Raw genomic sequence first — 20,460 nt, forward strand, 5'->3', positions numbered from 1 at the left:
GAAAGGGCAGTGCGACCCCTCATCCGCCCCTTCGGGGCACCTTCTCCCGCAGGGGGAGAAGGAAAGGACCGCTACTCCGCGCCTTGCAGCACCTGCTGGAAGACCTGCGCCCAGACGTCCGGCGTCTGCGCACCGGAGACCGCGAGCTTGCCGTCGATGATGAAGAAGGGCACGCCGGTGACGCCGACCTTCTGGGCGTGGGCCTCGAGCCCGATGATGCTCTCGCGCAGCTCGTCATTGGTGAGCTCGTCGCGCGCGGCGGTCTCCTCGAAGCCGAGCTCGACCGCGATCGCGACCAGCGTCTCGATATCGCCGATATCGCGGCCATCCTGGAAATAGGCCTTGAACAGGGCAGCCGTCATCTCGCTGCCGCGCTGCACGGTCGAGGCGGCGGCGATCAGCATGTGGGCCATGCGCGTGTTGACGCTCCTCGTGACCTTGGACCAGTTGAAGGTGACGCCGCTTTCGAGCGCGGCTTCCGACAGGCGCGTCTCGATCTCCTTGCGCTTGCCGGGGCCGAACTTGGCGTTGAGATAGGTGGTGCGGTCCATGCCCTCTTCGGGCATCTCCGGATTCAGCTCGTAGGGCAGCCAGGTGATGGCGACGCGGTCGGTCAGGCCGTGAGTGGCCAGAGCCGCCTCCAGCCTCGCCTTGCCGATGAAGCACCAGGGGCAGACGACGTCCGAGACGATCGCGATGGGCATTTTCTCTTGCATGATCGCTCCTTCGCGATGCTTGCGTCCGAAACGCTCAGGCCGGCGGGTAAAGGTGCCGCGTGCCGAAACGGTCTTCGACGGTTTGCTCTCCAGGCGTCTCGCAGCTGGAGAGGAATGAGGGGCCGACCGGGATCTTGCCGGCGCCACCGGGGATGTCGAGGATATAGGTCGGCTGGCACAGGCCGGAAAGGTTTCCGCGCAAGCTTTTGACGAGGGCCTGCCCCTCCTCCAGCGAAAGCCGGAACTGCGCGGTGCCCGGCGCGAGGTCGGGATGATGAAGGTAATAGGGCTTGACCCGGTTCTCGACGAAAGCGCGCATCAGCGCTCCCAACGTCGCGACATCGGCATTGACGCCGCGCAGCAGCACGCTCTGGCTGAGCAGGACATGACCGGCATCAGCGAGGCGGGCGATTGCGGCGCAGGCCTCCGGCGTGAACTCGCGCGGATGGTTGGCGTGGATCGCGATGTAGCTCGCCTTGCCCTGGATGCGCAGCGCGCGGGCGTAGTCGGCCGTGACGCGGGCGGGATCGACCATCGGCACGCGGGTGTGCCAGCGCGTGACCTTGATGTGCGGGATCGCGGCGAGGCGCCTGGCGACCTCGCGGACGCGGCGGGCGGAGAGGATGAACGGGTCGCCGCCGGTCATGATCACCTCCCAGATCTCCGGCCGGGAGGCGAGGTAGGCGAGCGCGGCCTCAAACTTCTCGCCCGAGAGCGAGGCGCCGCCCGGCCCGACCATCTCTCGCCGGAAGCAGAAGCGGCAATAGACCGGGCAGGCATGCACCAGCTTCAGCAGCGCGCGGTCGGGGTAGCGATGCACGATGCCCTCGACCGGCGAATGGGCCTCGTCGCCAATCGGATCGGCCAGTTCCTCGGCCTGAGTCTCCAGTTCCGATGGATCGGGGATGAACTGGCGCGCGATCGGGTCGGCCGCGTCGGTCGGGTCGATCAGTGCGGCGAGCGCCGGCGTCACCGAGACGGCGTAGCGCGCGGCGACCGCTTCCAGCGCCTCGCGCTTTTCGGGCGCGACGAGCCCGCGCTCGACGAGCGCCGCGATGCTGCGCAGGGGTGTAACAGCGTTCATCGCTGCCTGTTGCCCGGTTCCGCGACCGGCGTCCAGAGCACGTCCTCGATCCGGCGCGCGCCGGTGCAGAGCATCACCAGCCGGTCGAAGCCGAGCGCGATGCCCGACGCCTGCGGCATTTGCCCGAGCGCGGCGAGGAAATCCTCGTCGATCGGGTAGCGCTCGCCATAGATGCGCGCCTTCTCGTCCATATCCGCCTCGAAGCGCCGGCGCTGCTCAGCCGCATCAGTCAATTCGCCGAAGGCATTGGCGAGCTCGACGCCGCAGGCATAGAGCTCGAAGCGCTCGGCCACGCGCGGATCGCCCGGCTTCGGCCGCGCCAGGGCCGCCTCCGAGATCGGGTATTCGCACAGGATGGTGGCGCGGCCGCGGCCGAGATGCGGCTCGATCTTTTCGGAGAGGATACGGCTGAAGATGTCCGACCAGGTGTCGTCGGCCGCGAGGCGGATGCCGACTCTTGTCGCCGCGGCCGCGAACGCAGCGCGGTCGGTCGCGCCATCCGCCGCCACAGTCGCCAGCAGGTCGATGCCGGCATGGCGCGCGAAGGCGTCGTGAAGGGTTAGGCGCTCGGGTTCGGCGAAGGGATCGACTGAGACGCCGCGCCATTGCAGCGTGGTCGCGCCAGCGGCCCGCGCGGCCTCAGCCAGCAAGGCGGTGCTATCCGCCATCAACACCTCATAGCCCTCCCCCGTCCGATACCATTCCAGCATCGTGAACTCGGGGTGGTGCAGCGCGGTGCGCTCGCGGTTGCGGAAGACGCGGGCGAAATCGAAGATACGCCGCTCACCGGCGGCCAGCAGCTTCTTGGCAGCGAATTCCGGCGAGGTGTGCAGGTAATAGTCATGGCCCGCGCCGGCATCGTCGATCAGCGTGGTACCGAAGCCGTGTAGATGGGTCTCGTTGCCGGGCGAGACCTGCAGGATCGCCGCCTCGACCTCGGTGAAGTCGCGCGCCTCGAACCAGCGCCTGAGCGCCGCCTTGATGCGCCCGCGTGCCAGCAAGGCGGGGCGGCGGTCGGCGTGGATGTCCGGCCGCCAGAAGGGTGATGCTTGCGTCATCAAAGGTGTCGTCAGCCCGTCCGCTTGAACAAGGCGTCGCGGAGAATATCGTTGATCCGCGTCTGCCAGCCGGCGCCGTCCTGCTTGACGCGCTCGATCACGTCCTGATCGAGTCTGATGCTGACGAGCTTCTTGGTCGGCGCCTTCTGCGCGCCGCGCTCGCCGCGATGGCGGCGCATGGCCTCCAAAAACTCCGGCGAGAGGAACTCGGACGCAGGCCGCATCTCGGCGAAATCCTTGGCCGTCAGTTCCCGGACCTCGCCTTCGGCATCGGTCAGCGGCTCACGGGGCTTTTTCGACATGTTGTCTGATCTCCCTGTCATTTGCTTTGCGAAAGCTGATGACGCGGATCCCGTCTGGCGTGGGGTGTATAACACAACACGTGCAGACGGAGTTCGACGAAGCCGGTCGCGATAAATCGTCTCTCCGGATAAGCGAAGCGCAGGTCTTCCTTGATAACCGCGGAATCGAAATCGAAATCGTAGGCGCGATCGAACGGCAGACCACGCTCCCGCTCATTGCGCTCGCTTTTCGCCGGATCGAAAGTGATCTCCACGATTTAATTGTATCTACACGACGACGAAGTCAAGCCGCCAGCGTACCGAATCCGTCGGACGGCTTCCGTTTCGAGCCCCGATGCGGTACTTGCGCGGCAACGAAATTCGCATAGCGCGCGCCAGGGCCGCGCCCCAGCAAGGAAGTCGTACCGTGGTCAAGGTCATCGCCAGCTCCGTCCGCAAGGGCAACGTCCTCGATCTCGACGGGCATCTCTGCTCCGTCATCTCGGCCGAAAGCTTCTTTCCCGGCAAGGGCACGCCGACGACGCAGATCGACATGCGCCGCATCTCCGACGGCGTGAAGATGACCCAGCGCTACAAGACGACCGAGCAGGTCGAGCGCGCCTATGTCGAGGACCGCGACTACACCTATCTCTACCAGGACGGCGAGCAGTACGTCTTCATGAACCCGGAGACCTTCGACCAGATCAACGTCGATGGCGACGTGGTCGGCGACATGTCGCCCTATCTCCAGGAAGGCATGAAGGTCACGCTCTCGGTGTTCGAGGAGAAGGCCGTCGCGATCGAGCTGCCGCAGCGCGTGACCTGCGAAGTCGCCGAGACCGAGCCGGTGACCAAGGGCCAGACCGCCTCCTCGTCCTACAAGCCGGCGATCCTGACCAACGGCGTGCGCACCGCCGTGCCGCCGCATATCGGCCCCGGCACCCGCATCGTGGTGATGACGGCCGACGGCGCCTATGTCGAGCGCGCGAAAGATTGATCTGATTTCGCACGCCTGAAGAGAAGGCGATGCTCTATAGCGATCCATAGCGGGCCCTTTCCGGGCCCGTTGTCGTTTCGATAGGACGTTCCGCCATGCCGCTTTCAGCTTACGCTGCCGCCTTCCCCGGCTTCATCCAGACGCTCACCGCACTCGACGCCATCCTCGACAAGGCCGTCGAGCAGGCCGAGGCCCGTAAGATCGCTCCCGAGGTGCTGCTGGGCTCGCGGCTGGCGCCGGACATGCTGCCCTTCAGCCGACAGATCCAGCTCGCCTGCGACTTCGTCAAGAACTCGGCGGCCCGCGTCAGCGGCGCGGAGAACCCGCGCAAGCCCGACGAGGAAAAGACCTTCGCCGAGTTGAAGGCCCGCATCGCCTGGACGCTCGCCTTCGCCGAGGGCATCGACAAGGCCGCGCTCGATGCCGGCCTGGCGAAGGACGTCACCTTCCCGCGCGGCAAGGGTGAGGCGGTGATGAAGGGCGAGGTCTACCTCACCCGCTTCGCGCTGCCGAACTTCTACTTCCACGCCGCGACCGCCTACGCGATCCTGCGCGAGAACGGCATCCAGGTCGGCAAGATGGATTTTCTGGGCGACGTGTTCGAAGCGTGATGCGGCAGCTCTTGTAATCCGCCGAGGTAACCCCATTTAGGGTTCACGACGATGTCGAGGGCGTTCCACTGTTCTCCATCTCGTTGAGACGGCCATGATTTCGAACGTGTGACGCCGGATGTACGCGCGCCCGTTTTGGACATGGCCGTTGGCTTTTCAGGGACCCGGTGATGCATCGCATCGCCGGGTTTTTCGTTGGAAAGCCGGGCCTGCCTTTTCCAGGTAGGGAAGCCCGCCGGAGAACCCCTCTCCTGTAAGGAGAGGGTTCCCCGCGCCTGCTGGACGCGGGTTCAATCCTGCAGGAACTGGTTGCTCCGACGCTCCTCGCCGAGCGTGCTGGCCGGGCCGTGGCCGGGCAGGAACTGCACCTCGTCGCCGAGCGGCAGCAGCTTCTCCTTGATGCCCGCGATCAGCGTGTCGTGGTCGCCATAGGGGAAGTCGGTCCGGCCGACAGAGCCGGCGAAGACGGTGTCGCCGGCCAGCAGGAACTGCGCCTCCTTGTTGAAGAAGGTGACATGGCCGGGCGTATGGCCAGGCACGTGCTGCACCGAGAAGTTCGACTGCCCAAGTTGCACCGTCTCGCCCTCGGTGAGCCAGCGCGTCGGCGTCACCGCGCGCATGCCGTGGATGTCGAAGCGCAGGCCTTGCGTCGGCAGGTCGTCGAGCAGGAACTTGTCGCCCTCGTGCGGGCCGACGATCGGCAGCGCCAGCACCTCCGAAAGCTCGGTCGCGGCGCCGGCATGGTCGAGATGGCCATGGGTCAGCCAAATCGCGACCGGCTTGACGCCGAGTTCCTTGAGCGCGCCCTGGATGCGGTCGGCATCGCCGCCGGGATCGACCACCGCCGCCTCCATGGTCAGCGTGCACCAGACGATCGAGCAGTTCTGCTGGAACGGCGTCACCGGCACGATGGCGACGTTGAGCGGGGCGGCAACCTGTTCGGACATCGTGCGAGCCTTTCAGAGCGTATTACCGGCGGCGTCTGGCCGCGACCTTGCCGTCATTGCGAGCGCAGCGAAGCAATCCAGGGGGGCGTAGAGCGAGACCCCTGGATTGCTTCGCTGCGCTCGCAATGACGGGGAGCGTGTCGTCCAATCTCAGCGAGCCTTGCAGCGATCGGCGAGCAGCACCCTATAATCGGCGAGCGACTCGTCCATCTGCGCGACGTTTTGCGCGCGCTCGGCGCCGCTCTGGCAGCTCGCGAAGACGGCCCGCGAGCTTTGCAGGAAGGCGACGTGGTCGCGCCAGGCCTTGCATTGTGTCGCCTGGTCGGCCGTGGCGACCTGCTGCATCTTGGTCTGGCGCAGGCGCATCGCCGCCTCGTTCTGGAAGAGGTCGCGCGAGCAGGTCGCGGGCCGTGCTTGCGCGAACGCTGCGCCGGCCGAGAGCAGGGTGAGAACGAGAGCGGCAGCGGGGCGCATCATCCGAGGTTCAGTTCCTTGAAGAAGTCGTTGCCCTTGTCGTCGATGACGATGAAGGCCGGGAAATCCTCGACCTCGATGCGCCAGACCGCCTCCATGCCGAGCTCCGGGTACTCCAGGACCTCGACCTTGCGGATGCAGTCCTGCGCCAGGCGCGCGGCCGGGCCGCCGATCGAGCCGAGATAGAAGCCGCCATGGCGGGCGCAGGCCTCGCGCACCGCCGCGGAGCGGTTGCCCTTGGCCAGCATCACCATCGAGCCACCGAAGGACTGGAACTGGTCGACGAAGGAATCCATCCGGCCGGCCGTGGTCGGGCCGAAGGAGCCCGAGGCCATGCCATCGGGCGTCTTGGCCGGGCCGGCATAATAGACCGGGTGGTTCTTGAGATAATCCGGCATGCCCTGGCCGTCCTCCAGCCGCTCGCGGATCTTGGCATGGGCCGAGTCGCGCGCGACGATGATCGTCCCGGTCAGCGAGAGCCGGGTCTTCACCGGATATTGGCTCAATGTGGCGAGAATCTCGCTCATCGGCCGGTTCAGGTCGACCTTGACCACATCGCCGCCGAGCGAGACGTCCTCGACCTCGGGCAGGTACTTGGCCGGGTTGGTCTCGAGCGCCTCGAGGTAGATGCCGTCCCTGGTGATCTTGCCCTTGGCCTGGCGGTCGGCCGAGCAGGAGACGCCAAGCCCGATCGGCAGCGAGGCGCCGTGGCGCGGCAGGCGGATGACGCGGACGTCATGGCAGAAATACTTGCCGCCGAATTGCGCGCCGACGCCGAGCGCCTGCGTCAGCTTGTGGACCTCCTCCTCCATCTCCAGGTCGCGGAAGGCGTGGCCGGAGGGGGACCCTTGAGTCGGCAGTTCGTCGAGGTACTTCGTCGATGCCAGCTTGACCGTCTTGAGGTTCTGCTCGGCCGAGGTGCCGCCGATGACGATGGCGAGGTGGTAGGGCGGGCAGGCCGCGGTGCCGAGCGTCAGGATCTTCTCCTTCAGGAACGCCATCATACGGTCCTTGGTCAGGAGCGAGGGCGTCGCCTGGAACAGGAAGGTCTTGTTGGCCGAGCCGCCGCCCTTGGCGACGAACAGGAACTTATACGCGGAATCGTTGGGACCTTGGCCCTCGGCGTAGATGTCGATCTGCGCCGGCAGGTTGGTCGCGGTGTTCTTCTCCTCGAACATCGAGAGGGCCGCGACCTGGGAATAGCGCAGGTTGCGCTTGAAATAGGCATCGGCGACGCCCTCGCCGAGCGCCGCCTCGTCGTCGCCATCGGTCCAGACCTTGCGGCCGCGCTTGCCCATGATGATCGCGGTGCCGGTGTCCTGGCACATGGGCAACACGCCGCCGGCGGCGATATTGGCGTTCTTGAGCAGGTCGTAGGCGACGAACTTGTCGTTCGAGGTCGCCTCGGGATCGTCGAGAATCTTGGAGAGCTGGGCGAGATGGCCGGGGCGCAGCAGGTGGTTGATGTCGATGAAGGCCTGCTCGCTGAGCCGGCGGATCGCCTCGCGCGTGACGGTCAGGATCTCGCGCCCGCCGATCGTCTCGACCGAGACGCCCTCGCTGCCGAGCTTTCGATAGGGCGTCTTGTCCTCGCCGAGGGGGAAGAGATCGACATGCTGATAGGCCATGGAACACGGCTCCGAGACTGGACTGGCCGGCGCCTGATCGCTGCAGCGCAGCGCCGGATTTCGCCCGGCGTCTTAGCGCCTCAGCGCGCGTGCTCCAAGTGCAGCCTTGGAATGCTTCCAGCCTCAGGCCGCCTTGGCGGCCGACTCGGCCAGGATCGCGTAGATCGCGGCGGGATCATAGGCGTGGCGCACCTGCTCGAGCACCGTCTGGTTGCGCAGCACGCGGGCGACGCGGGCGAGCGCCTTGAGATGGTCAGCGCCAGCGCCCTCAGGGGCGATCAGCACGAAGATGATGTCGACGGGCTGGCCGTCGAGCGCCTCGAAATCGATCGGCTTCTCCGCCCGGGCGAAGAGGCCGACCAGCCGTTCTATGCCCGGCATGCGGCCATGCGGGATGGCGATGCCGTCGCCGATGCCGGTCGAGCCCAGGCGCTCGCGCTGCAGCAGGGCCTCGAAGAGTTCGCGCTCGGGCAAACCGGTCAGCAGGGCGGCGTGCTGGGCCAGCTCCTGCAGCGCCTGCTTTTTGCCATTGGCCCGCAGCGGCGAGATCACCGCGGCGGGCGTGAGAAGGTCGGTGAGCGTCATGCGCCAGTCCATGCATGTCCCGTGCCGGAGCTATTGCCCCAGCCTCGGGTCAGGAGTGATAACCGGGGCTATCGCCGGCCGGGGCTCAAGACAGCGAGGCCGGCGGATCGATCCAGCCGATGTTGCCATCGCGGCGGCGGTATACGACGTTCATCCGGCCATTGCCAGCGTGACGGAAGATCACGACGGGGGCGCCGGTCATGTCCAGCTCCGCAACCGCGTCGCCGACGGTCATTTCATGCAGGGATTTGGTCGATTCCGCCACGATGACCGGGTGGTCGCCGGCATTTGCCAGCTCGTGCTCCTCGATATCGTCATCGGGCGCGGCGATCACATAGCTGGGGATTTCCATCACCGCCTCGCGCCCATTGGCTGTCCCCGAGCGGTCCTTCAGCCGGCGCTTGTAGCGGCGCAGCCGCTTCTCGATGCGCTCGGCCATCTTGTCGAGGCTGGCATAGGGATCATGCGCGATCGCCGAGGCTTCCAGCGTGATTCCGGAGGAGAGGTGGAGCACGCCGTCGGTGCGGAAGGCCGAGCCGTCCTTGTCGACGGTGACGTGGCCCTGATAGCCACCCTCGTAATATTTGCTGAGCGCCGCTGCGACGCGGGCTTCGGCTTGTCCCCGCAGGGCTTCGCCGACATCGAGATTCTTGCCGGAGATACGCAAGCTCATTGAGTGCTTCCCCATTATCGTAGCCATGACCTGTAGCCGGCCATCCTAGGGAGGTAAGGACGGGGACTCGGCCTTGTCAATGCGCGGCGCGGGATGCCGCAGGCGGATCAGGATTCGCCGAAGCTACTCCTGATGGGACGGAAGATTGCAGGTCGAAGCGACGAGCCCGCGCGCCAGCGCCCCCATCTTCCAGACGCCCGGCGAGGGCAATCTGTTCCGCCGAAAAGGCCTCCTCCTCGCGGAGGCACCGGGGGTAAAGCCTCAGCGCCCGCCGGCCGCCATCGCCACCTTCTCGCGGCGGCGCTCCATCGAGGAGGGAATGCGCAGCGATTCGCGGTACTTCGCGACGGTGCGCCGGGCGATGTCGATGCCGCCATCCTTGAGCTTGGAGACGATCGCGTCGTCCGAGAGCACCTCGGCCGGCTTCTCGTCGTCGATCATCTGCTTGATGCGGAAGCGCACAGCCTCGGCCGAATGCGCCTCGCCATAGCCGGTCGCGGCGATCGCTGCCGAGAAGAAGTACTTCATCTCGAAGACGCCGCGCGAGCAGGTCAGGTATTTGTTCGAGGTCACGCGCGAGACGGTCGATTCATGCATACCGATCGCATCAGCCACGGTCTTCAGGTTGAGCGGGCGCAGGTGCTCGACGCCATGGGCGAAGAAGCCGTCCTGCTGGCGCACGATCTCGCTGGCGACCTTCAGGATGGTGCGGGCGCGCTGCTCCAGGGAGCGGGTCAGCCAGTTCGCCGTCTGCAGGCATTCGGCGATGAAGGCCTTCTCCACGTCGTTGCGGGCCGCCCTGGAGACGCGGGCATGGTAGGTCTGGTTGATCAGCACGCGCGGCAAGGTGTCGGGGTTGAGGTCCACCAGCCAGGAGCCGTCCGGCGCTGCGCGGATGAAGACGTCCGGCACCACGGTCTCGGCCGTCGAGCCGCCGAAGGCGCGGCCGGGCTTGGGGTCGAGCCGCCGGATCTCGGCGACCATGTCGGCAATGTCCTCGTCGTCGACGCCGCAGATGCGCTTGAGGGCGGCGAAGTCGCGCTTGGCGACGAGGTGGAGGTTGGAGACCAGCGCCTGCATGGCCGGGTCGAAGCGGTTGCGGTCGCGCAGCTGGATCGACAGGCACTCGCAGACGTCGCGCGCCGCCACGCCCGAGGGGTCGAAGCCCTGGATGACGGCAAGCACACGCTCGACCCGGGCGGAGGTGATGCCGAGCCGCTCGGCGATCTCGCCCACCGGCTCGCCGAGATAGCCGGAATCGTCGACCGCATCGATGAGGTGCTGGCCGATGATGCGCTCGGCCAGATCGGTGATGGCAAGGTCGAGCTGGGCCCCGAGATGGTCATGCAGCGAGGCCTCGGCCGTCAGGCTCGATTCGAAGCCCTCGGGCCCCTCCTCGAAGGAGCCGCCCGAGCCGCCATAGGCGCCGCCGATGACCGGCAGGCTGTCGGCGCCATGGGTGTCGAGCCGCGCCACGGTCGGCTGCTCGCCCTGGAAGACGTTGTCGAGCGCGGTGCCGAGCCTGGTCTCCATGCCGTCCTGGCTGTTCAGGCTTTCGGCGCGGGCGAAGCTGTCGGCGTCGGCGGCGAGCGGGCCGTCGCCGCCATTGGCGTGGGGCGGAACATCGGCGGCGTCGTCGCGCTCCAGCAGCGGGTTCCGCTCCAGTTCGCCCTCGACGAAGTTCTGCAATTCGAGATGGGAGAGCTGAAGCAGCTTGATGGCCTGCAATAGCTGCGGCGTCATCACCAGGGACTGGCCCTGGCGCAGCTCCATGCGCGGCATCATCGCCATTACGCTAAAGACCCCACTCTGATCCCCACGATTTCGGCACGCTTCTTGCCTTAGCTGAGGAACGTAGCGTTAGCGATCTGACGCGTCAAAGCCCTTCCGACAAGTTTTAGCGAAGAAGTTAATGCGGTGCAGCATAATGTCGCGCCGCACCCTCGCTGACGCAACAAAACTGCGCCGCGACGCTCTTTCGAGCGTGCGAACAGAGGGAATTGTCGGGGAGCGGCGGGCTAGAGCCGGAAATCCTCACCGAGATAGACCCGGCGGACATCGGGATTGGCGATGATCTCGGCCGGCGAGCCCTCGGTCAGCACCCGTCCGGAGTGGATGATATAGGCGCGGTCGACGAGGCCGAGCGTCTCGCGGACATTGTGGTCGGTGATCAGCACGCCGATGCCGCGATCGGTCAATTGCCTGACGAGCGCCTGGATGTCGCCGACCGCGATCGGGTCGATGCCGGCGAAGGGCTCATCGAGCAGGATGAAGGAGGGGCGGCCTGCCAAAGCGCGCGCGATCTCGCAGCGCCGGCGCTCGCCGCCAGAGAGCGCGATCGAGGGCGCCTTGCGCAGGCGGGCGATGTTGAACTCCTCGAGCAGCGTGTCGAGCTGGCGCTCGCGGCTCTTGCGGTTGGGCTCGACCACTTCGAGCACCGAGCGGATGTTGTCCTCGACGCTCAGGCCGCGGAAGATCGAGGCCTCCTGCGGCAGGTAGCCGATGCCGAGCCGGGCGCGCTGGTACATCGGCAGGCCGGTGATGTCGTGGCCTTCGAGCGAGATCACGCCGAGATCGGCCGCGACCAGCCCGGTGATCATGTAGAAGATCGTGGTCTTGCCGGCGCCGTTGGGGCCGAGCAGGCCGACCGCCTCGCCCTGGCGCACGGAGAGGCTGGCCTCGCTGACGACGTTGCGGCCGCCATAGCTCTTGCGCAGGCCGCTGACGGCCAGGATGCCGGGGCCACCGACGCGGCTCGCCGGACCCGCGGCCTCGTCCTCACGCGCCCGCCCGCCGAACAACCGGCCGAAAAGCCCCCGCCTGGCGGTGGCCTGGATGGGCAGGGTCTCGGTTTCGGGCTGCGACGGGTAGGAAGCGGTCAAGGAGGAAGCTGCCGGCTGATGTGAGGGACGGGCCTGTCGGCCGGCTATCGCCGGCCTTCGATTGGATCGTTCAGTTGGTCGGCGCGCGGGCCGGGGCCGCCGGCGCGCCGGGCTTCGCCGCCTCGGTCGAGTTCGGCACGAAGAAGCCCTGCACACGCCCGCCGGCCTTCTTGTTCTCGACATTGGCGATGCCGGTCTGCGTATTGTAGACCAGCTTGTCGCCGCGGGTGATGTTGGGGCCGTCGTTCAACGCGACGTTGCCGGTCATGATGACCTGATTGTTGGCGCGGTCGAACACGGCGTTGTCGGAGGTCGCGGCCTGCGTCTTCGAGACGACCGTGACCGGGCCGGCGCACTCGATCTTCTTGATGCTGCTGTCGTTCGACTGGCCGGGGACAGCGGGAGCAGGAGCAGGCGTCGCTGCGGGCGCCGCGGCTGCAGGCCCGCCACGACCGCCGGGGCCGCCGCGACCCTCGTAGAACACGGTCATGATCGAGCAGCGCACGGTGGTGTCGCCCTGCACGGCGACGACATTGCCGGCGAAGACCGCCTTGTTGTCCTTGTCGAGCACGTCGAGCTTGTCGGCGTCGATCTTGATCGGCTCCTTGCTGTCGCCGCCGAGGCCGCCGAGCGCCGAGTTCGAGCCGCTGCTGCGGCTGCGCTGCTGAGGCGCGGCCTGGGCGGTGGCGGGGCGGGGCTGCTGCGCCTGCGCCGCCTCATAGGCGACCGCGGCAAGCGCGAACCCGGCGAGCAGCAAGGCTGCCGGCCTGCGGCCGGACAGGAGCGCGGTCTTGACGGAAAGGGGCTCGATGGCGGGGGTCATGTCACCGTCTCGTTCCAGTTTCGGGGGTCTTGCCAGGTTCAGGGGTCTTGCCAATTTCGGAGGCCTTGCCAATTTCGGAGGCCTTGGTCGATTCCGTTTGCTCTGCGGCGGCGGCTGGCGCAACCCCGGAGCGCAGCAATTCGGGCTGTGGCGTGCTGCCTTCGCGCTCCGGCCCGGCGAGCGCGCGGGCGGGAGCGTTCTCGATCACGACGTGGACGCGGCCCTCGAACGTGATCAGCTCGCCATTGTTCTTCACGTCGAGCGTATCGGCATCGACCGTCGTCTGGCCCATGTTGACCTTGACCGGCTCCCGCGAATTGACGGTGCCGGCCTTGAAGTTGATGTCCGCCGTGCGCATCCGCATGTCGTAGCCGGATTCGGTGTGCACCTTGACGTCGTCGATCAGCTTCAGCTTCTCGTTCTGCGAGTCGAACTGGCCGGTGCGGGCGTTGACCGTGACCCAGCCCTCCTGCTCCATCTGGATGCGGGCGGTCATGGTCTGCAGCTCGATCTGCGTCGGGTTGCGGATATCCTGCAGCGCCGACACGGCCGTGACCTCGTAGGGGCGATTATCCTTGCGATAGCCGGTGAGGCGCGGCGCCTCCATCTTGACCTTGCCGCCGACGATGCCGACCGAACCGATCGACAAGCCGCTGACGCCCTGCAGCGGGTGCAGGAACGGCGTCACGATCAGGCCGACGACGGCCACGACCGAGCCGACGGGAATGGCTTTCCGGAGAAAGCGCACGAGAAAGGTGTGCCGCCGCGCGGCCTTGAAAGCTGCACGGCTGCGGGTCGCACGCCTGGATTCAGGGGCGACCCAATCGCCCGATGTCATCGCCACAGTCATGCCCCGCGCAATGGCAGTCGCTAACGGCTTTTTCGTGTCGGAACCCAATGGTCATCCGCTTCCGGGGGGCCATAAGCCAGCCACCAGGCGCAATTTCACAAGGAATCCATGACCAACGGACGCTCTTACAGCCCCTCGCATCCGCAGGTAGAAGGACTGACGCAAGAATACTTAGAATTTGTCAAGTATGAGCGAAGATATCCGTCTCCGGCCAACCGGCAAGGTCGAGTTCGGCGCGGAACGGCAGGAACTCGAAGCAGGCCTTGGCCAGATGCGTGCGGTTCTCGCGCGCCAGCATCGCCTCCAGCTTCGCATGCAGCGCGTGGAGATGCAGCACGTCGGAGGCGGCGTAGCTCAACTGAGCATCGGAAAGCGTCTCGGCCGCCCAATCGGAGGATTGCTGCTGCTTCGAGAGCTCGACGCCGAGCAACTCGCGTACGAGATCCTTCAGCCCGTGCCGGTCGGTATAGGTGCGCACCAGCTTGGAGGCGATCTTGGTGCAATAGACCGGGCTGGTGACGACGCCGAAGGCATTGCGCAACACGGCTACGTCGAAACGGGCGAAATGAAACAGCTTCAGAACCGCAGGATCGGCGAGCAGGCGGATCAGGTTGGCCGGCGCGGGACCGTCGCGCAGGATCTGCACGACCTCGGCCGAGCCGTCGCCATTCGAGAGCTGCACGACGCAGAGCCGGTCGCGATGCGGGTTGAGGCCGAGCGTCTCGGTGTCGATCGCGACGATCGGAGCGGCCCGGAAATCGTCGGGCAGGTCGCCGCGATGCAGACGGATGGTCATGTCGAAAGCCTTTCTGGGCCGAGATCAAGCCGGCTCGTCCGCAGCTAGCGGGCGACCGGATGGGGTTCAAGCCTTTTCTGTCGCGAAAGGGGCGGAGCGTCGCTGCTGGCGTTAACCCTTTCTTCACCATAAGCTTCGATCGCGCCCGCCGGCATGCGACAAGAGCGGCGCAACCGGAACCGCCTTCGTGCCGCTGATCCACCTGCTGACAAGCTTCGAAGGCCGCATTGGCCGCATCGCCTTCTGGGGCGGCACCGCCCTCGTCGCGCTCGCCCTGCTCGGCGTCGAACGGGCCGCAGCGCATCTCGACCCGGACTACGCCACGCAGATCGTCACCTTCGCCGGCACCTTCGCGCTCTTCCCCTGGGCGGCCCTGGCAGCCAAGCGCGCGAGCGAGCGTGGCCGGCCGCCGCTCTACGGCGCGGTGCTCGTCGTCGCGATCGTGCTGCTCGGCCTCGCCTCGCGCTTCGCCGATGCCGGTGCGGGCCGGCTGCTCGACACGCTCTCGTTGACGCTCTGGCTGACGGCGCTGATCGATCTCGGCCTGCTGCCGGCCGGGGATGCGCGCAAGCCGGTTGCAGAGGCGGAGGCCGGTGCTAAACCGGCGCAATGACCCAGCCGACGCTCCCTCCCCTCGCCTTCGACCCGTTCGACCCCGTCGCCCTGACCCAGGCGCTGATCCGCTGCCCCTCGGTGACGCCGGCCGAGGGCGGCGCGCTCGCGCTGCTCGATGCAGTGCTCAGCACTGAGGGCTATGCCGTCCATCGCCCGGTCTTCTCCGAGCCCGGCATGCCGCCGATCGAGAACCTCTATGCCCGCATCGGCACGGACGGTCCGGTGCTGGTGATCGCCGGCCATACCGACGTGGTCCCACCCGGCGACGTGGCGCGCTGGACGCGCGATCCGTTCAGCGGCGAGATCGCGGACGGCGTCCTCTACGGCCGCGGCGCCTGCGACATGAAGGGCGGGCTCGCGGCGATGATCTCCGCCGCCCTGCGCTTCCGACGCGAAAACCCCGAGGCGCCCGGCTCGATCGCCTTCCTCGTCACCGGCGACGAGGAGGGGCCGGCGGTCAACGGCACCGTCAAGCTGCTGCACTGGGCGCATGAGCGCGGCGAGCGCTTCGACCATTGCCTGCTCGGCGAGCCGACCAACCCCGCGGCGATGAGCGACATGATCAAGATCGGCCGGCGCGGCTCGCTCACCGGCAAGCTCACCGTCAACGGCAAGCAAGGCCATGTCGGCTATCCGCATCTCGCCGACAACCCGATCCGCGGCATGGTCAGGCTGCTGGCCGCACTTGATGCCACGCCGCTCGATGCCGGCACCGAGCATTTCGACGCCAGCAATCTCGAAGTAACCACGCTCGACGTCGGCAACCCCGCGACCAACGTCATCCCGGCGCAGGCGCAGGCCGTGTTCAACATCCGCTTCAACGACATCTGGACGCCGGAGACACTCGCCGCCGAGATCGAGCGCCGCCTGCACGAGGCCGCCGGCAACACGGTGCGCTACGAGATCAGCTTCCAGCCGACCAACGCCGTCGCCTTCCTGACCAGGCCCGGCCCGTTCGTGACCATGGTGAGCGACGCGGTCGAGGCCGTGACGCGCAAGCGCCCGGCGCTCTCGACCACCGGCGGCACCTCGGATGCCCGCTTCATCAAGAGCTACTGCCCCGTGGTCGAATACGGCGTGGTCGGCCAGACCATGCACCAGGTCGACGAGTGCGTGGCGGTGGCCGACCTGCTGGCGCTGGAGCAGATCACGCACCGGCTGATGGCGGACTATTTTGCCGCAGTGCAGCATGCTTGACCGCAAGGGAACATCGGGCGCCTAATCCGGTTAGACGAAAGTCTAATACGGATCTTCAGCCATGTGGCTCGCCGCCGATGACGTGACGCGTTCCCTGCGCGGCTCCTGGCGTCTGATGACGCGAGGGGCGGAGGCGCTCAAGGAACTCGACCTTACTCCGCAAGGGTTTTGGCGCTCCTTCGCCGCGCTGATCCTGACGCTGCCGGCGATGGTGACGCTGCTGGCGGCAGAGCGTGTCGTCGACGGGCTGCCCAATGCCGGAAACCTGTTCGACTCTCCGCACCTCGTCGCCAGCGTGATCGGTGCGGAAGCGCTGGCCATCCTGCTCGTGCCGGCCATGCTGATCGGGCTTGCCCCGAAGCTCGTGCAGACCCCGCGCTTCACCAGCTTCGTCATCGCCTGGAACTGGGCCGGCATCGTCTCGGTCAGCCTGATGGCGGTCCCGGCGACGATCTTCGCGATCGGCTGGGCGCCGCCGACGCTTGCGGCAGTCCAGACGCTCGCCTTCGCCGCCGTCGTGCTGCGCCTGCGCTACTGCGTCGCCCAGGCCGCGTTCGGCCCCCGCGGCGGCGGCGGGATGATCGTGCTGGCAAGCGTGATCGCGGATTACTCGATCGTGCGGCTGTTCGGGTTGGTCGGGTTTTGATCCAGACTCAATAGTCGACGCCGGCGAGGTAAAGCCCGCAGGGCGGCGCCAAGGCGGCGCATTGCGAGCGGTCGCGCGCCGCCAGAACCTTGCCGAGCTTGTTCTCGGGCCAGCGGCCCATGCCGACCATCTTCAGACAGCCGACGATCGAACGGATCTGATGATGCAGGAAGGAGCGGGCATGGGCGTAGACGACGATCTCAGGCCCCTCGCGCCGGACATCGAGCCGGTCGAGCGTGCGCATCGGGCTGTTGGCCTGGCATTCGGCAGCGCGAAACGTCGTGAAGTCGTGGTGGCCGAGCAGCGCCTTGGCGGCGCGGTCCATCGCCTCGTGGTCGAGCTTCACCGAGACATGCCAGACGCGGTTGAAGTCGAGCGCGGGCTGCGCCCGCCGGTCGAGGATGCGGTAGACGTAATAGCGCCTGACAGCCGAGATGCGGGCGTCGAAGGTCTCAGGCACCGGCTCGGCGCTCAGCACCGCGACCGGCAAGCGCTTCAGGCGGGCGTTGCTGGCGTCGCGCACGACGTCGCTGCGCCAGTCCTTGTCGAGATCGACATGGGCGACCTGATGCGTCGCGTGCACGCCGGCATCGGTACGCCCCGCGCAGTGCAGCCGGACGGCATGGCCGCAAAAGGCCTCGACCGCCTCCTCGACGCTCTGCTGCACCGACGGCCCGTTGAGCTGGCGCTGCCAGCCCGAGAAGGGCGTGCCGTCATATTCGATGACGAGCTTGTAGCGGGGCATCAGAACCGATGGCCCGGCTCTAGCCTGGCACCGCGCAGAAATTCTGGCCCGCTCATCGGCCCCCGGCCGGCGCGCTGGACCTGGAGCAGCTTCACCGCGCCCTCGGCGCAGGCGATCGTGCCCTCGCCATCGAGCAGGGTCCCGGGCTCGGCCGCGCCGCCGGCCAGCGCCGTGCGCAAGATCTTGAGCCGCTCCGGCCCCTTGCCGAGATCGACCTCGGCGAAGGCGCCCGGGAAGGGCGAAAGGCCGCGCACGAGGTCGTGGACCTGCTGCGCCGGCCTGGCCCAGTTCAGCTTGGCCTCGGCATTGGTGATCTTGGCGGCATAGGTGACGCCCTCCTCCGGCTGCGGCGTGAAGCGCAGGCCGCCGCGGCCGAGCGCCGCGAGCGCGCGCACCATCAGGTCGGAGCCGAGCGAGGCGAGGCGATCGTGCAGCTCGCCGGCGGTCATGTCGCAGTCGATGGCAAGCTTCTCGACCATGCCGACCGGGCCGGTATCGAGCCCGGCCTCCATCTTCATCACGCAGATGCCGCTCTCGGCATCTCCCGCCATGATGGCGCGCTGGATCGGCGCGGCGCCGCGCCAGCGCGGCAGCAGCGAGGCGTGCAGGTTGAGGCAGCCGAGCTCGGGCAGGTCGAGGATGGACTGGGGCAGGATCATGCCATAGGCGACGACGACCGCGACATCGGCGTCGTGGGAGGCGATGGTCTCGGCCGCCTCCTCGCTCCTGAGCGTCTTCGGCGTGAAGACGGGAATGCCGAAGCGCTCGGCGGCGCGCTGCACCGGCGAGGGCTTCAGGTCGAGACCGCGGCCGGCCTGGGCCGGGGCGCGGGTGTAGCAGCTGACGACCTCATGACCCTGGCCGACGATCTCGGTCAGGGTGGGCACGGCGAAATCCGGCGTGCCCATGAAGATGACGCGCAAACTCATGCGTTAGGAGCTTCTCGTTCCGTCGTCATTCAGGCCACATTCTCGCGCCGCGCCGCCTTGGCGAAGCGCTTGGTGACGCGCTCGCGCTTCAGGCGCGAGAGGTGGTCGATGAAGAGCACGCCGTTGAGATGGTCGATCTCGTGCTGGATGCAGGTGGCGAGCAGGCCGTCGGCCTCGATCTCCTGCTGCTTGCCGTCGAGGTCGAGATAGCGGACCTTGACCCGCGCGGGACGGTCGACCTCCTCGTAATACTCGGGGATCGAGAGGCAGCCTTCCTCATGCGTGTTCATCTCCTCCGAGGACCAGGTGATCTCGGGATTGACGAAGACGATCGGCGTCTTCTCCTCCTCGTCGGTCTTGGCGAGGTCGATCGTCACGACGCGCTTGGGCACGCCGATCTGGATCGCGGCCAGGCCGATGCCGGGTGCGTCGTACATGGTCTCCAGCATGTCGGCGGCGAGCGCCTTGATCTCGGGCGTCACCGCCTCGACCGGAGCAGATACCTGACGCAGGACGGCATCAGGCAGGATTACTAATGGGCGGATCGCCATGACAGGGCTCGAACAGGGTTTTTCGTGCTGATTTGGCGGACATAAGCGCTTGTGCGCAAACGGTCAAACTGTTCCGCTTTCGTTCGGCATTTCGGTGCGAATCGTATAGGGTCGCGGCATGAAAGAGATCGCCTTCGTCCTGCTCGAGCGGCCCGTGACCTGGGCCGAGGCCGCGCTCGGCTTCGCCGGCATCAGCCTGTTCCTGCTCGCCCTCCTCACGATCTCGCTCTGGCGCGGCTCGCGCAAGCGCGAGATCGAGGCTGGCATTGCCGCCGAACGCTCGCGCGAGATGGACGACAAGGTCGCCGAGATGAACCGCCTGCAGTCCGAGCTGACCGGCCGGATGCAGAGCATGGCCGAGATTCTCTCGACGAGGCAGGGCGACCTCGCCCGCCTCGTCGCCGACCGCATGGACGGCCTGCGCCAGCAGGTCGGCAGCGGGCTCGAACAGAACGTCAAGCAGACCAGCGAGAGCCTCGGCAAGCTGCAGGAGCGGCTCGCCGTCATCGACGCCGCCCAGAAGAACCTCACCGACCTGACCTCCGAGGTGGTGACGCTCAAGGACGTGCTCTCCAACAAGCAGGCGCGCGGCGCCTATGGCCAGGGCCGGATGGAGGCGATCATCCGCGACGGGCTGCCCGCCGCCTTCTTCTCGTTCCAGCCGCAGCTCACCAACGGCAAGCGGCCGGACTGCCTCGTCACCTTACCGGGCGACGGGCGTGGGCTCGTCATCGACGCCAAATTCCCGCTGGAGAGCTTCACCATGCTGCGCGAGGCGCGCGGCGAGGAACAGAAGAAGCAGGCCTCGGCCCGGGTGCGCGGCGATGTCGGCCAGCACGTCAAGGACATCTCGGAGCGCTACTTCCTGCCGGGCGAGACGCAGGACATGGCCCTGCTCTTCGTGCCCTCGGAATCGATCTATGCCGACCTGCACGAGCATTTCGACGACGTGATCCAGAAGGCGCATCGCGCCCGGGTCATGGTGGTCTCGCCCTCGCTGCTGGCGCTGGCGATCCAGCTGATGCAGTCGCTGGTGCGCGACGCCCGCATGCGCGAGGAGGCGCAGGTGATCCAGAGCGAGGTCGGCAAGCTGCTCGACGACGTGCGCCGCCTCGGCGACCGCGTCGACAAGCTCGACACGCATTTCCGCCAGGCGCAGGACGATGTCGCTGGGATCAAAACCTCGGCCGGCAAAGTGACGAGCCGCGCCGAGAAGATCGGCGCGCTGGAGTTCGACGACGCCAAGGGCGAGCCGGCGCTGCCATTCGTGAAGGGGCTGCCGCTGAAGGCTGCGGCGGAGTGAGGCGCCCCTCCTGGCGAATAGTACTCAATCCTACTCTGCGCTATGATGGGAGCAGGATGGAGCCACGGC

24 protein-coding genes are annotated in these 20,460 nt (G+C 67.1%); 6 read left to right on the forward strand and 18 right to left on the reverse strand.

Annotated features, from left to right (window positions below):
- Positions 1–71: 71 nt before the first annotated feature.
- The 5 genes from DWF00_RS17435 to DWF00_RS17455 are packed head-to-tail and all read right to left on the reverse strand — an operon-like array spanning position 72 to position 3,414.
- On the reverse strand, positions 72–716 hold the full coding sequence (locus tag DWF00_RS17435) for a DsbA family oxidoreductase (RefSeq protein WP_114828991.1): 645 nt from the start codon (positions 714–716) through the stop codon (positions 72–74).
- Between the two features lie 34 nt (positions 717–750).
- Entirely contained in the window at positions 751–1,800 is a 1,050-nt protein-coding gene (locus tag DWF00_RS17440) for a lysine-2,3-aminomutase-like protein (RefSeq protein ID WP_114828992.1), read from the reverse strand.
- Positions 1,797–2,858 carry an EF-P lysine aminoacylase EpmA gene (gene epmA, locus DWF00_RS17445; protein ID WP_114828993.1) on the reverse strand — a complete coding sequence of 354 codons (1,062 nt, stop codon included), beginning with the start codon at positions 2,856–2,858 and terminating at the stop codon, positions 1,797–1,799. Before epmA ends, DWF00_RS17440 begins: the two co-directional genes overlap by 4 nt.
- A gap of 11 nt (positions 2,859–2,869) precedes the next feature.
- Entirely contained in the window at positions 2,870–3,160 is a 291-nt protein-coding gene (locus DWF00_RS17450) for a BrnA antitoxin family protein (protein ID WP_114828994.1), read from the reverse strand.
- 17 nt (positions 3,161–3,177) lie between these two features.
- Positions 3,178–3,414, reverse strand: a complete 237-nt coding sequence (locus DWF00_RS17455; protein WP_245974030.1) for a BrnT family toxin — start codon at positions 3,412–3,414, stop codon at positions 3,178–3,180.
- Positions 3,415–3,566: 152 nt separating this feature from the next.
- Between DWF00_RS17455 and efp the strand changes: the two genes are divergently transcribed.
- Positions 3,567–4,136 carry an elongation factor P gene (efp, locus tag DWF00_RS17460; RefSeq protein WP_114828995.1) on the forward strand — a complete coding sequence of 190 codons (570 nt, stop codon included), beginning with the start codon at positions 3,567–3,569 and terminating at the stop codon, positions 4,134–4,136.
- 95 nt (positions 4,137–4,231) lie between these two features.
- The gene (locus DWF00_RS17465) at positions 4,232–4,747 is read left to right on the forward strand and encodes a DUF1993 domain-containing protein (protein WP_114828996.1); all 516 of its coding nucleotides are present in this window, start codon (positions 4,232–4,234) and stop codon (positions 4,745–4,747) included.
- Between the two features lie 290 nt (positions 4,748–5,037).
- Here the strand turns inward: DWF00_RS17465 and DWF00_RS17470 are convergent, their stop codons facing one another.
- The 10 genes from DWF00_RS17470 to DWF00_RS17515 all read right to left on the reverse strand — a co-directional run bounded on the left by DWF00_RS17470 (position 5,038) and on the right by DWF00_RS17515 (position 14,405).
- Entirely contained in the window at positions 5,038–5,694 is a 657-nt protein-coding gene (locus DWF00_RS17470) for an MBL fold metallo-hydrolase (protein WP_114828997.1), read from the reverse strand.
- A gap of 150 nt (positions 5,695–5,844) precedes the next feature.
- On the reverse strand, positions 5,845–6,171 hold the full coding sequence (locus tag DWF00_RS17475) for a hypothetical protein (RefSeq protein WP_114828998.1): 327 nt from the start codon (positions 6,169–6,171) through the stop codon (positions 5,845–5,847).
- Positions 6,168–7,796: a fumarate hydratase gene (locus DWF00_RS17480; RefSeq protein ID WP_114828999.1), complete on the reverse strand. Its 1,629-nt coding sequence runs from the start codon at positions 7,794–7,796 to the stop codon at positions 6,168–6,170. Before DWF00_RS17480 ends, DWF00_RS17475 begins: the two co-directional genes overlap by 4 nt.
- A 123-nt stretch (positions 7,797–7,919) precedes the next feature.
- Positions 7,920–8,381 carry a PTS IIA-like nitrogen regulatory protein PtsN gene (ptsN, locus tag DWF00_RS17485; protein ID WP_114829303.1) on the reverse strand — a complete coding sequence of 154 codons (462 nt, stop codon included), beginning with the start codon at positions 8,379–8,381 and terminating at the stop codon, positions 7,920–7,922.
- An 85-nt stretch (positions 8,382–8,466) separates the two neighbouring features.
- A complete protein-coding gene (hpf, locus tag DWF00_RS17490) occupies positions 8,467–9,054 on the reverse strand; it encodes a ribosome hibernation-promoting factor, HPF/YfiA family (protein ID WP_114829000.1) in 588 nt (195 codons plus the stop codon).
- Positions 9,055–9,315: 261 nt separating this feature from the next.
- Positions 9,316–10,845: an RNA polymerase factor sigma-54 gene (rpoN, locus tag DWF00_RS17495; RefSeq protein WP_114829001.1), complete on the reverse strand. Its 1,530-nt coding sequence runs from the start codon at positions 10,843–10,845 to the stop codon at positions 9,316–9,318.
- 227 nt (positions 10,846–11,072) lie between these two features.
- Positions 11,073–11,855: an LPS export ABC transporter ATP-binding protein gene (gene lptB / locus DWF00_RS17500; protein WP_425453140.1), complete on the reverse strand. Its 783-nt coding sequence runs from the start codon at positions 11,853–11,855 to the stop codon at positions 11,073–11,075.
- Positions 11,856–12,006: 151 nt separating this feature from the next.
- Positions 12,007–12,759, reverse strand: a complete 753-nt coding sequence (locus DWF00_RS17505) for an LptA/OstA family protein (protein WP_114829003.1) — start codon at positions 12,757–12,759, stop codon at positions 12,007–12,009.
- Between the two features lies 1 nt (position 12,760).
- Positions 12,761–13,597, reverse strand: a complete 837-nt coding sequence (gene lptC / locus DWF00_RS17510; RefSeq protein WP_181832608.1) for an LPS export ABC transporter periplasmic protein LptC — start codon at positions 13,595–13,597, stop codon at positions 12,761–12,763.
- A gap of 193 nt (positions 13,598–13,790) precedes the next feature.
- Positions 13,791–14,405: a ribonuclease D gene (locus tag DWF00_RS17515; RefSeq protein ID WP_114829005.1), complete on the reverse strand. Its 615-nt coding sequence runs from the start codon at positions 14,403–14,405 to the stop codon at positions 13,791–13,793.
- Positions 14,406–14,592: 187 nt separating this feature from the next.
- On the opposite strand from DWF00_RS17515, the gene DWF00_RS17520 reads away from it, so the two are divergent.
- The 3 genes from DWF00_RS17520 to DWF00_RS29485 all read left to right on the forward strand — a co-directional run bounded on the left by DWF00_RS17520 (position 14,593) and on the right by DWF00_RS29485 (position 16,863).
- The gene (locus DWF00_RS17520; RefSeq protein ID WP_114829006.1) at positions 14,593–15,018 is read left to right on the forward strand and encodes a DUF805 domain-containing protein; all 426 of its coding nucleotides are present in this window, start codon (positions 14,593–14,595) and stop codon (positions 15,016–15,018) included.
- Positions 15,015–16,217: a succinyl-diaminopimelate desuccinylase gene (gene dapE / locus DWF00_RS17525; protein ID WP_114829007.1), complete on the forward strand. Its 1,203-nt coding sequence runs from the start codon at positions 15,015–15,017 to the stop codon at positions 16,215–16,217. The genes DWF00_RS17520 and dapE overlap by 4 nt, the downstream gene beginning before the upstream one ends.
- A gap of 61 nt (positions 16,218–16,278) precedes the next feature.
- Positions 16,279–16,863, forward strand: a complete 585-nt coding sequence (locus DWF00_RS29485) for a hypothetical protein (protein WP_181832609.1) — start codon at positions 16,279–16,281, stop codon at positions 16,861–16,863.
- 7 nt (positions 16,864–16,870) lie between these two features.
- Here DWF00_RS29485 and truA read toward each other — a convergent pair whose 3' ends face one another.
- Genes truA through DWF00_RS17545 form a run of 3 tightly spaced genes read right to left on the reverse strand, consistent with a single transcriptional unit; the run spans position 16,871 to position 19,088 of the window.
- The gene (truA, locus tag DWF00_RS17535) at positions 16,871–17,608 is read right to left on the reverse strand and encodes a tRNA pseudouridine(38-40) synthase TruA (protein WP_114829008.1); all 738 of its coding nucleotides are present in this window, start codon (positions 17,606–17,608) and stop codon (positions 16,871–16,873) included.
- Entirely contained in the window at positions 17,608–18,537 is a 930-nt protein-coding gene (gene fmt / locus DWF00_RS17540) for a methionyl-tRNA formyltransferase (RefSeq protein ID WP_114829009.1), read from the reverse strand. The genes truA and fmt overlap by 1 nt, the downstream gene beginning before the upstream one ends.
- A gap of 29 nt (positions 18,538–18,566) precedes the next feature.
- The gene (locus DWF00_RS17545; RefSeq protein WP_114829010.1) at positions 18,567–19,088 is read right to left on the reverse strand and encodes a peptide deformylase; all 522 of its coding nucleotides are present in this window, start codon (positions 19,086–19,088) and stop codon (positions 18,567–18,569) included.
- A gap of 118 nt (positions 19,089–19,206) precedes the next feature.
- Between DWF00_RS17545 and DWF00_RS17550 the strand changes: the two genes are divergently transcribed.
- Positions 19,207–20,391 carry a DNA recombination protein RmuC gene (locus DWF00_RS17550; RefSeq protein ID WP_114829011.1) on the forward strand — a complete coding sequence of 395 codons (1,185 nt, stop codon included), beginning with the start codon at positions 19,207–19,209 and terminating at the stop codon, positions 20,389–20,391.
- The last annotated feature ends 69 nt before the right edge of the window (positions 20,392–20,460 follow it).

The organism is Allobosea caraganae, from assembly GCF_003351345.1.
Taxonomy (GTDB): domain Bacteria; phylum Pseudomonadota; class Alphaproteobacteria; order Rhizobiales; family Beijerinckiaceae; genus Allobosea; species Allobosea caraganae.

What these genes read in the sequence shown, in the direction of transcription:
- DWF00_RS17435 (WP_114828991.1), bottom strand. Translation starts at nt 716, where the DNA reads ATGCAAGAGAAAATGCCCATCGCGATCGTCTCGGACGTCGTCTGCCCC.
- DWF00_RS17440 (WP_114828992.1), bottom strand. Translation starts at nt 1,800, where the DNA reads ATGAACGCTGTTACACCCCTGCGCAGCATCGCGGCGCTCGTCGAGCGC.
- epmA (WP_114828993.1), bottom strand. Translation starts at nt 2,858, where the DNA reads ATGACGCAAGCATCACCCTTCTGGCGGCCGGACATCCACGCCGACCGC.
- DWF00_RS17450 (WP_114828994.1), bottom strand. Translation starts at nt 3,160, where the DNA reads ATGTCGAAAAAGCCCCGTGAGCCGCTGACCGATGCCGAAGGCGAGGTC.
- DWF00_RS17465 (WP_114828996.1), top strand. Translation starts at nt 4,232, where the DNA reads ATGCCGCTTTCAGCTTACGCTGCCGCCTTCCCCGGCTTCATCCAGACG.
- DWF00_RS17470 (WP_114828997.1), bottom strand. Translation starts at nt 5,694, where the DNA reads ATGTCCGAACAGGTTGCCGCCCCGCTCAACGTCGCCATCGTGCCGGTG.
- DWF00_RS17475 (WP_114828998.1), bottom strand. Translation starts at nt 6,171, where the DNA reads ATGATGCGCCCCGCTGCCGCTCTCGTTCTCACCCTGCTCTCGGCCGGC.
- DWF00_RS17480 (WP_114828999.1), bottom strand. Translation starts at nt 7,796, where the DNA reads ATGGCCTATCAGCATGTCGATCTCTTCCCCCTCGGCGAGGACAAGACG.
- ptsN (WP_114829303.1), bottom strand. Translation starts at nt 8,381, where the DNA reads ATGACGCTCACCGACCTTCTCACGCCCGCCGCGGTGATCTCGCCGCTG.
- hpf (WP_114829000.1), bottom strand. Translation starts at nt 9,054, where the DNA reads ATGAGCTTGCGTATCTCCGGCAAGAATCTCGATGTCGGCGAAGCCCTG.
- rpoN (WP_114829001.1), bottom strand. Translation starts at nt 10,845, where the DNA reads ATGGCGATGATGCCGCGCATGGAGCTGCGCCAGGGCCAGTCCCTGGTG.
- DWF00_RS17505 (WP_114829003.1), bottom strand. Translation starts at nt 12,759, where the DNA reads ATGACCCCCGCCATCGAGCCCCTTTCCGTCAAGACCGCGCTCCTGTCC.
- lptC (WP_181832608.1), bottom strand. Translation starts at nt 13,597, where the DNA reads ATGACATCGGGCGATTGGGTCGCCCCTGAATCCAGGCGTGCGACCCGC.
- DWF00_RS17515 (WP_114829005.1), bottom strand. Translation starts at nt 14,405, where the DNA reads ATGACCATCCGTCTGCATCGCGGCGACCTGCCCGACGATTTCCGGGCC.
- dapE (WP_114829007.1), top strand. Translation starts at nt 15,015, where the DNA reads ATGACCCAGCCGACGCTCCCTCCCCTCGCCTTCGACCCGTTCGACCCC.
- DWF00_RS29485 (WP_181832609.1), top strand. Translation starts at nt 16,279, where the DNA reads ATGTGGCTCGCCGCCGATGACGTGACGCGTTCCCTGCGCGGCTCCTGG.
- truA (WP_114829008.1), bottom strand. Translation starts at nt 17,608, where the DNA reads ATGCCCCGCTACAAGCTCGTCATCGAATATGACGGCACGCCCTTCTCG.
- fmt (WP_114829009.1), bottom strand. Translation starts at nt 18,537, where the DNA reads ATGAGTTTGCGCGTCATCTTCATGGGCACGCCGGATTTCGCCGTGCCC.
- DWF00_RS17545 (WP_114829010.1), bottom strand. Translation starts at nt 19,088, where the DNA reads ATGGCGATCCGCCCATTAGTAATCCTGCCTGATGCCGTCCTGCGTCAG.
- DWF00_RS17550 (WP_114829011.1), top strand. Translation starts at nt 19,207, where the DNA reads ATGAAAGAGATCGCCTTCGTCCTGCTCGAGCGGCCCGTGACCTGGGCC.